The 11,547-nt window shown below is 74.3% G+C and carries 8 protein-coding genes; 3 read left to right on the top strand and 5 right to left on the bottom strand.

Annotated features, from left to right (window positions below):
- Positions 1-3: 3 nt before the first annotated feature.
- Positions 4-1,053, bottom strand: coding sequence for an acyl-CoA dehydrogenase family protein (locus tag BLW76_RS16065; RefSeq protein ID WP_091307905.1), 1,050 nt, complete (start codon positions 1,051-1,053; stop codon positions 4-6).
- Positions 1,054-1,140: 87 nt separating this feature from the next.
- Here BLW76_RS16065 and BLW76_RS16060 point away from each other — a divergent pair, with 87 nt between their 5' ends.
- Together BLW76_RS16060 and BLW76_RS16055 are read left to right on the top strand one after the other, a co-directional pair.
- Entirely contained in the window at positions 1,141-2,010 is an 870-nt protein-coding gene (locus BLW76_RS16060) for an alpha/beta fold hydrolase (protein ID WP_091307902.1), read from the top strand.
- Positions 2,010-2,507 (top strand): nitroreductase family deazaflavin-dependent oxidoreductase, encoded by a 498-nt coding sequence (locus BLW76_RS16055; protein ID WP_167384622.1) that lies wholly within the window; start codon positions 2,010-2,012, stop codon positions 2,505-2,507. The genes BLW76_RS16060 and BLW76_RS16055 overlap by 1 nt, the downstream gene beginning before the upstream one ends.
- Here BLW76_RS16055 and BLW76_RS16050 read toward each other — a convergent pair.
- Complete coding sequence (locus BLW76_RS16050; protein ID WP_091307898.1) at positions 2,491-3,876, bottom strand: WS/DGAT/MGAT family O-acyltransferase; 1,386 nt, start codon at positions 3,874-3,876, stop codon at positions 2,491-2,493. The genes BLW76_RS16055 and BLW76_RS16050 overlap by 17 nt on opposite strands.
- A gap of 64 nt (positions 3,877-3,940) precedes the next feature.
- Between BLW76_RS16050 and BLW76_RS16045 the strand changes: the two genes are divergently transcribed.
- A complete protein-coding gene (locus BLW76_RS16045) occupies positions 3,941-5,176 on the top strand; it encodes an alpha/beta hydrolase (RefSeq protein WP_091319447.1) in 1,236 nt (411 codons plus the stop codon).
- A 10-nt stretch (positions 5,177-5,186) separates the two neighbouring features.
- Here BLW76_RS16045 and BLW76_RS16040 read toward each other — a convergent pair whose 3' ends face one another.
- From BLW76_RS16040 to BLW76_RS16030, 3 genes are all read right to left on the bottom strand, one after another.
- Positions 5,187-6,347, bottom strand: a complete 1,161-nt coding sequence (locus BLW76_RS16040; protein ID WP_091307896.1) for an SWIM zinc finger family protein — start codon at positions 6,345-6,347, stop codon at positions 5,187-5,189.
- A complete protein-coding gene (locus BLW76_RS16035) occupies positions 6,347-9,325 on the bottom strand; it encodes an SNF2-related protein (protein ID WP_244170179.1) in 2,979 nt (992 codons plus the stop codon). Before BLW76_RS16035 ends, BLW76_RS16040 begins: the two co-directional genes overlap by 1 nt.
- Before the next feature lie 102 nt (positions 9,326-9,427).
- Positions 9,428-11,482, bottom strand: coding sequence for an acyl-CoA dehydrogenase family protein (locus BLW76_RS16030; RefSeq protein WP_091307893.1), 2,055 nt, complete (start codon positions 11,480-11,482; stop codon positions 9,428-9,430).
- Positions 11,483-11,547 lie beyond the last annotated feature (65 nt).

Here is an 11,547-nt window from a genome sequence, read left to right as displayed (position 1 = left end):
GGTTCACCCCGCCACTCGTTCGCCGAGCCTGCCGAGCCGGTGCGCGGCCCCGCCGAGCGCCCGGCCGAGATCCTTGACCGCCGACGAATACCGGTGCAGCGGATAGGTTTCGTCGACGCCGACCCCGCCGTGCAGGTGGTGGCAGGTCGCCAGCGCGGCCGGGGCCTGAGCGGCGAACCAGTAGGCGGCGACGTCCAGTTCGGCGTCCGCGTCGAGTCCCGAAGCCAGCCGCCACACCGCCGACGTCACAGCGAGGTGCACGGTCCTCGCGGCCACGTAGACGTCGGCGATCTGGCCCGCCACGGCCTGGAAGGCGGAGAGGGGGCGGCCGAACTGGGTGCGCTCGCCGACGTGCTTCACGGTCAGCGCGAGCGCGCCGGCCAGCAGGCCGTCGCCGACGGCGAGGGCGCCGGCCAGCGCGAACCGGTGCAGGGCCGCGACCGCCCCGCGGTCGAAGAGGAGGTCGGTTTCCTCGACCGCGACGTCGTCGAACCGGACGGTGAACTCCGGCGTCCCGGCCGAGGTGGGCGTCGGGACGAGCGTGACGCCGTCGGCGCGCGGGTCGACGAGGTACACGGCGCTGCCGTGCGCGGTGGTGACCGGGGTGAGGATCCGGGTGGCTCCCGCGGCGTACGGGACGGCGGTCTTCACGCCGTTGACCAGCCATTTCCCGTCTCGGGGCCGGGCGGTCGCGGCGGGCTCGGCGGTCAGCGGCGCCGACGGCTCGTGCAGGGCCGCGGTGAGCAGCGCGTCCCCGGCCGCGACCGGCGGCAGGAGCTCCGCGCGCTGGGCGGGCGTGCCGAGCGACTCGATCGGCAGGACGCCGAGGGCGAGCGCCGCGTACGCGGGTACCGGCGCGGCGGCCCGGCCGACCTCGGTCAGCACCTGGGCGACCTCCGCGACGCCCAGGCCGTCGCCTTCCAGCTCCGGCGGCAGGGCCAGGGCGAGCAGGCCCGAGGACGCCAGGGCGCGCCAGGGGTCGTCCGGCGACCCGAGCACCTTCGCGGCGAGTGCGGCGATCTCGGTCTGCGTTTCGTCAAGGGCGAAGTCCACGCCTGTCCTCCGGATCGGGCGCAATAGTGAAACCTGTTCTAGTCTTAACCGGAAAGGGTGGGCACGGCAACCCCCGGGGGTGGCGCAATGGCAGGGAGGCGGCGGCGGCGGATCACCGTGCCACCGACCGCCGGCGTGCCCGACCCGGTGCCGCTCGACCTGCCGGGGCGCGGCCGGACCGTCGTCACCGACATCGGCCCGCGGGACGCGCCCGCGCTCTTCCTGCTGCACTCGGTGGCCTGCACGGGCCTGCTGACCTGGTATCCGGCCCTCGCCCGACTGGCGCGGCACCACCGCGTCGTGGTGTTCGACCAGCGCTGGCACGGCCGCGGCATCCGCTCGCCGGAGTTCCGGCTGGCCGACTGCGCGGACGACGTCACCGCGGTCGCGGACGCGCTCGGCATCGGCCGGTTCGCGATCGCCGGGTACTCGATGGGCGGGCTGGTCGCACAGCTCGCGGCCCGCGCGGAACCAGAACGTGTTACCGGGCTGGTGCTGTGCTCGACCGCGGGCCACTTCGGCCGGGGGCTGCGCCAGCGCGTCGCCCTCGAGGTGTTCGGGCGGACGCTGCGGCGGCTGCGCGAGCGCGTGCCCCCGCCGGCTGTGCCCGCACCGATTGGGCCCGCCGCGCTCCCCCGCGAACGGCTCGCCGACCGCCGGTGGGGGCTGCGGGAGTTCCGGTCGACCACGCCGTGGGAGATCGCGGTCGCCGTCGACGAGATCGGCCGGTTCGACTCGAGGCCGTGGCTGCACACGCTGCGGCTGCCGGCCGCGGTCGTGGTGACCGCGCGGGACCGGTTCATCGCCCCCGCGCACCAGCGGTCGCTGGCCCACCGGATCCCCGGCGCGGCCACCTACGAGGTCGCGGCCGGGCACGCCGCGTGCGTGCTGGCCGCCGACCGCTGGGTGCCCGCCCTGCTCGCCGCGGTCGGCTCCCTCCGAGGAAGGAAACCATGATGGGACGCTTCAGCCTGCCCGACGCCAAGCCCGACGGCCTCGACTCGCCCGTGACGGCGAAGGCCATGAAGTACATGGCGAAGGCGCAGGTGGCCGTGTTCAAGCTGACCGGCGGCCGCGTCGGCAGCAAGTGGCGGGTGGGCGCCGGGTTCCGCAAGCCGGTGCCGACGCTGCTGCTGGAGCACCGCGGCCGCAGGTCCGGGCGGCTGTTCACCACCCCGCTGCTGTACTTGCGCGCCGGCGACGACGTGGTCATCGTCGGCTCGCAGGGCGGGCTGCCGCGGCACCCGCAGTGGTACCGCAACCTGCTGGCGCACCCCGAGACACGCATCCACCTCAAGGGCCGCCGGGGTGTCCGGGTCACCGCCCGGGTCGCCGGTGCCGCGGAACGCGCGGAGCTGTGGCCGCGGCTCGTCGAGCTGTACGCGGACTTCGCGAAGTACCAGGCGTGGACCGAGCGGGAGATCCCGGTCGTGGTGCTCAGCCCGCGGCTTTGAGCAGCTCGGCGAGGGCGTCCGGGAGCGCGTCGGCGAGCGGCCACAGGTCCTTGACCAGCTCCCGCGCACCGAGCAGGCCGACGTGCACCTTCCCCGCGTTGGACAGCACGGTGACGTTCAGCCCGGCGCCGTGGAAGACCGGGCCGAGCGGGTAGAAGCCGGTGATCCGCGCGCCCAGGAAGTACAGCGGCATCGGCGGGCCGGGCACGTTGGAGACGACCAGGTTGTGCACCACCGGGTGCTTCTCGGCCAGGCGCAGCGCCGAATAGGCGCGCACGGCGAGCCCGAACGCCGTCGCGGCCGAGAACTGCGCCCAGTCCTGCAGCATGTCGGCGTCGATGTCGTGGTGATGGTCCTTCGCGCGCCGGTTGGCCTCGGCGAGGAAGAACACGCGCGCGGCCGGGTCGGCCAGGTGCGTCGGCAGGGAGGCGAAGAAGGCCGAGACCTTGTTGCTGCCGTGCTCGCGTTCGGTGCGGTCGTGCACCGAAACCGGGACGGTCGCCACCAGCGGGTCTTCGGGCAGCTCACCGCGCTCGGCGAGGAACTCCCGCAAAGCGCCGGCGACGAGCGCCAGCACGACGTCGTTCACGGTGACGCCGAAGGCGTTCTTGACTTCCTTGATCTCGTCGAGGTCGAGCTGGGCGAAGGCGACGCTGCGGTGCCCGGTGATCGTGCCGTTCAGCGACGTCCGCGGCGCGGTGAACGGGACCGGCATGCCCTTGCCGCGCACCGCCCGGCCGAGCCAGCGCGGCACCAGCCCCAGCAGGCCCGGCAGCAGCCGCGCGACCTCGGCGGGCCGTTTCACGACGTTCTCGACCCCGGAGCGGAGCAGGTCCAGCGGCGCGGGCAGCCCAGCGTTCCGCCGGCCGGTGACCTCGGGCATCGGCCCGTCCGGCTCGAGGCCGGCCAGGTAGGTGATCAGGCTGGCGCCGCTGACGCCGTCGACGCTCGCGTGGTGCATCTTGAGCAGCACGGCGAGCTGGCCGTCGGCGAGGCCCTCGATGACGTACAGCTGCCACAGCGGGCGCGCCCGGTCGAGCTGCTGCCCGGCGATGTGCGCGCACAGCTCGGCCAGCTCGGCGCGGTCGCCGGGCGCGGGCACGCCGATGCGGTGCACGTGGTGGTCGAGGTCGAACTCCTCGTCCTCGACCCACACGGGGTGGCTGAGGTTCCAGAGCGGGTTGTGCAGTTTGCGGCGGAACGCCGGGATCATCCGGACCCGCTCGTCGAGCTGCTCGTGGAGCTTCGCGAAGGTGTAGCCGCCGGGGACGGTCTCGCCGTCCAGGACGAGCAGCCCGCAGACGTGCAGGACCTGCGACGACGTCTCGAGGTAGAGGAAGCTCGCGTCGAGGCCGCTCAGTCTTTGCATGGCGCCAGGGTAGGCCACGTCCGGTGAGCGGCGCGTCACCCTACTCGCCGGTATCATCGCGGTGGTGCAGCCGAATTTCCTGATCCGTCGCGCGGTCCAGCTCGGTCTCACCGCCAACGCGCTCCGCCCGCTGCGCGCGCGGTCCACGACGATCCCGGTGTTCTTCGCCGGCTGGCTGACCGGCGAGCTGGCGCCCCAGTTCCTGGCGCTGACGGCGGCGGATTCGCTGCTGCACGTGGCCCGCCACGGTGTTGGCGACCGGTCGACGAAGGCGGGCCTGGCGATGGCGGCCGCGTCGGCAGCGGGGCTGGCCGCGCTGGTCCGCACCGGGCACGGCGCCCGCGAGGAGATCGAGAACGCGCTGACGTCGGCGTTGGGTGCGGACTACGCCTCGGAACTGGGCCGGTCCGATCTGGGCCTGCCGTGGGGCGAGCTGGCGCTGCCGTTCCGGATGGGCGCCCCGGACGTCCGCGTCGACCGCAACATCGCCTACGCCCCGGGCGGCAAGCGGTTCCTGCTGGACGTGTACCGCCCGGCTTCGCCGGTCTCGGGCGCCCCGGTGCTGCTGCAGGTCCACGGCGGCGCGTGGGTGATCGGCAACAAGGAGGAGCAGGGCAGGCCACTGATGCGCTACCTGGCCCGCCGCGGCTGGGTGTGCGTCGCGATCAACTACCCGCTCTCCCCGGCCCACCGCTGGCCGGCCCACATCGTCGCGGCCAAGCAGGCCCTGGCCTGGATCCGGTCGTCGATCACCGCGTACGGCGGCGACCCCCGGTTCGTGGCGGTGACGGGCGGTTCGGCGGGCGGGCACCTGTCGGCGTTGCTGGCGTTGTCCCAGAACGACCCGGCGCTGCAGCCGTCGTTCGAGGACGTGGACACGAGCATCCAGGCCTGCGTACCGCACTACGGCGTGTACGACTTCGCGGCGACGTCGGGCGCACCGGCGAGCAAGTACCGGCTGGAGAGCCTGATCGCCCGCCGGGTGTTCGCCCCGGACCGCGACCCGGTGGCCCACCTGGACGACTACATCGCGGCATCCCCGCTGGACCGGATCACGACGGACGCACCACCGTTTTTCGTGATCCACGGCCGGGACGATTCGCTGGTCCCGGTGCGCGAGGCACGCGAGTTCGTGTCGCGGCTGCGGGAGAAGTCGCGGCAACCGGTGGCGTATGCGGAGTTGGCGGGGGCGCAGCACGCTTTCGACGTGTTCACGTCGGTGCGTTCGGCGCACGTGGTGCGCGGGGTGGCTCGGTTCCTGGACTTCACCTACAACGCTTGGAAGGCCGAGCACCGGTAGGTTCTGCCGGTCAGTAGACGAGGTCCAGGGGGCTTGCCGAAGGTGGGCCGTCGAGGCGCCACTCCGTTCCTTCGCGGACGAAGCGGTACCAGCGCGCGTCACGGCCGTAGCGCAGTTGCAGCTCTCCCTGGGTCACGCGGTTGCGCCAGATCTTCGGCTTGCCCGGCAGGCCCGCGTCGGCCAGGACCGCCTGTGCCTCGGCGAGGGGACCCGGCCCGGGCTGCCACGCCTCCCGCAGTGCGGCCAAGCCGCCGCGGCCGGCTTCGCGCCAGGCCTCGGCCCAGTGGGTCAGGTCCCTTGTGGACACTCCTGCTGCCGTGGCCAGGGTGGGGATTTCGGCGCTTGTTCGGCCGGCCGCGCGGCGGGCCAGGTCTTCCTCGAACGTCAGCTCCGCCGCCGTCGGGCCGACGGCCAGGAGGTCGCGGGCGAGGGAGGCCGCGTCGGCCGCCAGTGCGGAGAGTGCCGCCGCCGTCCAGCCTGTCGCCGGGGGTGGGTCGAGGTCCAGGACCGCCGGCGGGCCGGGCACCCGCGGTGGTGGCGGCAGGGCGGGGATCGCGCCCGGGCGGCGCGCGTAGGCCGCGTGGGGGGTCAGGCCCTCGTCCGCGCGCTTCGGGAGCTTCGGTTTCTCGCCGCGGGCCGGGGAGCGGCGGGCGCGCAGCTCGGCCAGGACGTCCGCGCGGGGGCGGCCGCGCAGCAGGAAGAGCGTGAACGGGTCGCGGTCGACCTCGTCGGCGACCAGGTAGTACACCGCGGCGACGTGCTTGCACGGGTTCGCCGAGTCCGGGCACGAGCACCGCGGCCGCAGGTCGCCAGGGCCCGGCAGCAGGTCGACGCCCGCTTCGCGCGCCTGCTCGGTGAGAGCGCCCGGCAGTTCGCCGTCGAGCAGGGCCGCCGCGTGGCCGAGGCGGGTGCCGACCACGCCGAGCAGCTTGTCCCACTCGCCGTCGGTGAAGGTGCGCATCGTGATGGTGACCTTGTACGGGGTCGGCCTGCTGCCACGCACCCGCGCCGTCATCTCGCCGGCGCCGAAGTGCAGCTCGCTGACGGTGCCCTTGCGCGCGTACGTGCGCCCGCGGGGCAGCCGGTTCGGGTCGAGTTTCGCGCGCTGCTCCAGGGCCTCGACCCAGGCGCGGCCCCACCACGTCGTGCCGAAGTTCCGCCTCGGGGGCATCACCCGCTCCCGAGCCGGACCAGGTCGGCGAGCTCGTCGTCGGACAGCTCGGTGATCCAGTCCTCCCCCGCGCCGACGATCGACTCGGCGAGGCCGCGTTTCTTTTCGAGGACCTGCGCGATCCGCTCTTCGAGGGTGCCCTCGGCGATCAGCCGGTGCACCTGGACCGGCCTGTCCTGCCCGATCCGGTAGGCGCGGTCGGTGGCCTGGTCTTCCACGGCCGGGTTCCACCAGCGGTCGTAGTGGATGACGTGGGTGGCCCGGGTGAGGTTGAGCCCGACACCGCCGGCCTTGAGGGAGAGCAGGAACACGGGGATCTCGCCGGCCTGGAACCGGTCGACCATGTCCTGCCGTTTCGCCGGGGAGCTGTCGCCGGAGAGCAGTTCGGTGGGCAGGCCACGGTCCTTGAGGCGGCGCTCGAGCAGGCGGCAGAGCTGGACGTACTGGCTGAAGACCAGGACGCTTTCGCCTTCGTCGAGGATGACGTCGAGGAGTTCTTCGAAGGCGGCGAGCTTGCCGGAGCGGCCGGTGAGCGCGCCGTGCGGTTCCTTGAGGAACTGGGCGGGGTGGTTGCAGATCTGCTTGAGTTCGGTGAGCAGCCGCAGCACCTGCCCGCGCCGTTCGATGCCCGCCTTTTCCCGGATTTCGGCCAGGTTTTCCCGCACGACGGCCTCGTAGAGCGTGGTCTGCTCGGCGGTGAGCGGGACGAACCGGTCGGTCTCGGTCTTGGGTGGGAGCTCCGGGGCGATGTCGGGGTCGGTCTTGCGCCGCCGCAGCAGGAACGGCCGGACGGTGGCGGCCAGCCGTTCGGTGACCGCCTTGTCGCGATCGCGTTCGATCGGGCGCGCGACGGTGCGGCGGAATCGGTCGAGCGGGCCCAGCAGGCCGGGGGTGGTCCAGTCCACAATGGACCACAGTTCGGTGAGCCGGTTTTCGACGGGCGTGCCGGTGAGGGCGACCTTGGCCTGCGCGGGGATCTTGCGCAGTTCCTTGGCGGTGGCGGACAGCGGGTTCTTGACGTGCTGCGCCTCATCGGCGGCGACCAGGCCCCAGTCCACTTCGGACAGTGTCTCGCGGTCGCGGCGGAGGACGCCGTAGGTGGCGAGGACGACCTCGTCGGGAGCGAGGTCGTCGAGGTGACGGCGGCCGCCGTGGAACCGCCGGACGGGGATTTCGGGCGCGAAGCGGGCGAACTCGCGCTCCCAGTTGCCGAGGAGGGAGGTGGGACAGAGGACGAGGGTCGGCCCGCCTGCGGCTCGCGGGGGCTGGGCAGCGCCGGTCGACGGGGATCGGCCGCCGGGTGCGGGCTCGGGATCGGCGGTCGGCACGGCCTGGCCGGTCGGCTCGGGCTCGCCACCGGAAGGAAGCTCGGCTTCGCCGGGCCCCACGGCCGGGGACGGCACGAACTCACCGACCGGCCCGAGCCCGCCACCGGAAAGAAGCTCCGCCTCGCCGGGATGCGCCGGGCCTGGCTGCAGCGCGCCGGACTTTGCCAGGTCGCGCCGGTGGAGGTGGAGGGCGATCAGCTGGATCGTCTTGCCCAGCCCCATGTCGTCCGCCAGGCACGCGCCCAGGCCCAGACCCGTCATCGTGGCCAGCCATGACAAGCCCGCCTGCTGGTACGGCCTCAGTGTCGCCTGCAACCCCTCCGGTGGGGCCACCGAAGCCTCCGTCCGGCCCCGGATGCGCGATGCCAGCCCGCCCAGTGCCGGCGGTGCCGCGAACTCGACCCGCTCGCCGTCGACCTCGAGCTCGCCCGTCAACGCCGCCGCCAGGGCCTCGCCCGCCTCCAGCTTGCGGGTGCGCCCGCGCACCCTCGCCAGCAACTGGGGGTCGACCCGCACCCACTGGCCGCGCAGGCGGACCAGGGGGCGCTTGGCTTCCGCCAGCGCCGCCACCTCGGCTTCGGTCAGCTGCTCTCCGCCGAGGCTGAGCTGCCAGCGGAACTCCAGCAGCGACCGCAGGGCGAACTCCGCCTCCGTGACGCTCGCCGGCGCTTGGGTGGCGCTCGCCCGAGCCTTCACTTCGCCCGCGAACAGGCCCTTCGACCAGAGCACCTCGATACCGGCGCCGCCCAGCTCGCGGGCGCCGTCGGTGAGGAGTTCGACCACCTCTTCGTCGGACAGCGGCAGCGAATCGGGCGTGGCCTGGGCCAGGACCCGGCCCAGGGGTGGCCAGGCCCGCGCGCCGCGGCGCAGGCCCAGCAGCAACTGGGTCTCCACCTGGTCGCCGAGGCGGTTCAGGACCGCGTCCGGGGCGTCCCACAGCGTGGCCGCCTCCACCACCAGGCTGGGCTCCGCCATGCTGCGGACCGCCAGTACCCCGGCGAACGAGTCGTCGTCGAGGCCTTTGATCCGCAGGAGCACCTGGACCCCGCGGGGCTCGCGGGCCTCCAGCTCGGCGAGCCAGGCCGCGCCGTCCGGGCCGAGCAGCGCCGGCTCGCGCGCCGCGAACGCCGGGTCGCCCGCGCCGACCGGGGCCGCCGGGCTGCGGACCAGGAGGTCGGCCGTCGCGTCCCAGAGGGCTCGGACCAGGGAATCCGGCGAGTGCAGGCGGATGCGCTTCAGCCCCGTCAACGGCAGCGCGTACGCCTCCGGCGGCAGGGCGCCGGCCAGCCCGCGCAGGAGCTCCTCGTCGGCGGCGTCCAGCGGGCCGATCCGCCAGGCCGCCGCCCCGCCCGGCGACGCGGCCGGGCGCAGCCGGCCGCGCGCGACGAGGTTCACCCCCGCGTTGACGGCCGCCGCCCACGCCGCCACCGCCGGGCCGGCCTCCTCCCCCACCGACAACAGCCTCGGCAGGGCCCGCTCCAGCGGGACCAGCTCGGCGTCGACCTTCGTCCGCGCGAACTTGGCCCCGCGGGGTAGCACGAGCTCGATCGTGGTCCCGCCGGCCACGTTCTCGCCCCACAGGGCCAGCACCCCGCGCCGCGGGGGGTCCGCGGGGAGGTAGGTGGCCTGGGTGCCTGCGCTGAACTCCACGACCGCAACGCTAGAACACGACCCCGACAGTTTTGCCCTCGGCGGCGCGAACGGACCGTTCGCACCGTTGCGCAACGCAACCCACCCGTGCGCCGAGGGGCATCAGCCGCGGGGCAGGCCCAGCAGGCGTTCGGCCGTGAGGGACCGCAGGACCTGCGTCGTGCCGCCCGCGATCGACAGGCAGCGGGTCAGCAGGAACTCGTGCTGGGCCGGGCCGTCGGCGAGCAGGGCGGCCGGGCCGGCCAGCGTCAGCGCGAACTCGGCCACGTCCTGGCGGTGCTGGACGCCGAGCAGTTTCCGGACGCTCGACTCGGCGCCCGGGTCCTGGCCGCCGAGCCGGCGCAACGCCGCGCGCAGGTCCAGGACCGAGCCCGCGACGCCGTCGGCCACCAGCGCGCCCAGGCGGTCCAGCGCGACGTCGTCCAGTGCGGCTGCGTCCAAAGTGGACACGAGTGTCTGCACGCTCTCGCCGACCGCCGAGCCGCTGCCGATGGCGACCCGCTCGTTGGCCAGCGTCGTCCGCGCGAGCCGCCAGCCGCCGCCGGGCGGGCCGACGACGTCGGTGTCCGGCACGAACACGTCGTCGAGGAACACCTCGTTGAACACCGCCTCGCCGGTGATCTCGCGCAGCGGCCGCGTCGTGATACCGGCGGCACGCATGTCGACCAGGAAGTACGTGATGCCCTTGTGCTTGGGCACGTCCGGGTCGGTGCGGGCCAGGCAGATGCCCCAGTCGGCTTCGCGGGCCAGCGACGTCCACACCTTCTGCCCGGACAGCCGCCAGCCGCCGTCGACGCGCCGGGCCGTCGTCCGCAGCGACGCCAGGTCGGAGCCGGCGCCGGGCTCGCTGAACAGCTGGCACCACGTGAGCTCGCCGCGCAGGGTGGGCCGGGCGAACCGGTCGCGCTGCTCGTCGCTGCCGTGCTCGAGGATCGTCGGCACCGCCCAGGCGCCGATCACCAGGTCCGGGCGGCGGACCCCGGCGGACGCCAGCGCGAAGTCGATCCGCAACTGCTCCGCGGCATCGGCACCGCGGCCGTAGGGCGCCGGCCAGTGCGGCGTCAGCAGACCGGCGTCGGCCAAGGCGATCCGCTGTTCCGAAGCAGGCAGCGCGGCGATCCGCGCGACCTCTTCGCGCAGCGCAGGGTCGTCACCGACGTCGATGCCCAAGGCGCGCTCGGTCCCCGACAGCGCCAGCGCCGCCGCCCGCCGCCGCCACGCCCCGCCGAGCCACTGCCGCAGGGCCACGGCCCGGCGCAGGTACAGGTGCGCGTCGTGCTCCCAGGTGAACCCGATCCCGCCGAGGACCTGGACGCAGTCCTTGGCGTTGGCGACGGCCGCGTCGAGGGCGACGACGGCCGCGCTCGCCACCGAAAGCGGGTGCTGCCCGGAAGCGGCGTCCCAGGCCAGCGCTTCGGCGGCTTCGGCGCGGCACAGCATCTCGGCGCACAGGTGCTTGATCGCCTGGAACGCCCCGATGGGCTTGCCGAACTGCTCGCGGACCCCGGCGTACTCGACGGCGACGGTCAGGCACCGCCGCGCCACGCCCGCCGCCTCGGCCGCGGCCAGGGTCGCGGCCACCGAGTCCACCGCCGGCAAGGTGAGCACGTCGGCACGGACGCCCGAGAACCGGATGCGCGCCAGCGGGCGCGAGAAGTCGAACGCGGCGAGGGGCTCGACGGTCACGCCGGGCGTGCCGGGCGCGAGCAGGACGTGGCCGCCGTCGACCGGGACCAGCAGCCAGGCGCCCGGGTGCGCCCCGGGCACGGGCCCGCTGACGCCGTCCTCGAGGGACACGGCGTCGAGCAGCACGGCGACGGTGGCTTCGCCCTCGGCGAGGGCCGGGAGGAGCTCCTTCGCGTCGGGGACGTCGGCGAGCAGGAGGCCGGCGAGCGCGGTGCCCAGCACCGGACCGGGAACGAGTTCCTCCGCCGCCGCGGCGAGCCCGGCGGCGAGGTCGGCGACACTGCCGCCGGCCCCGCCCGCCGCCTCGGGCAGCGCGACGCCGAAGAGGCCGATCCCGGCGAAGCCCGCGGGAATGCCCGCGCCGGCCCCGGTTTCCGCCGCGCGGACCGCCGCTCGCGGGTGGTGCGCCGCGGACCAGGCGTGGATCGCCTCGGCCAGCGCGAGCTGTTCCTCGGTGAGCGCGACCGGCATGGGGCCTCCTCGCGGGTGACGGACACTACTCGCAAGTGTAGAACGTGTTATAGTTTTCCGGCCAG

Origin of the sequence: Amycolatopsis tolypomycina (genome assembly GCF_900105945.1) — a bacterium.
Taxonomy (GTDB): domain Bacteria; phylum Actinomycetota; class Actinomycetes; order Mycobacteriales; family Pseudonocardiaceae; genus Amycolatopsis; species Amycolatopsis tolypomycina.
Note: the sequence above shows the minus strand (reverse complement) of the source record. Positions and strands in the feature narration are given on the sequence as shown.

What these genes read in the sequence shown, in the direction of transcription:
- BLW76_RS16030 (WP_091307893.1), bottom strand. Translation starts at nt 11,482, where the DNA reads ATGCCGGTCGCGCTCACCGAGGAACAGCTCGCGCTGGCCGAGGCGATC.
- BLW76_RS16040 (WP_091307896.1), bottom strand. Translation starts at nt 6,347, where the DNA reads ATGCCCCCGAGGCGGAACTTCGGCACGACGTGGTGGGGCCGCGCCTGG.
- BLW76_RS16055 (WP_167384622.1), top strand. Translation starts at nt 2,010, where the DNA reads ATGGGACGCTTCAGCCTGCCCGACGCCAAGCCCGACGGCCTCGACTCG.
- BLW76_RS16060 (WP_091307902.1), top strand. Translation starts at nt 1,141, where the DNA reads ATGGCAGGGAGGCGGCGGCGGCGGATCACCGTGCCACCGACCGCCGGC.
- BLW76_RS16050 (WP_091307898.1), bottom strand. Translation starts at nt 3,876, where the DNA reads ATGCAAAGACTGAGCGGCCTCGACGCGAGCTTCCTCTACCTCGAGACG.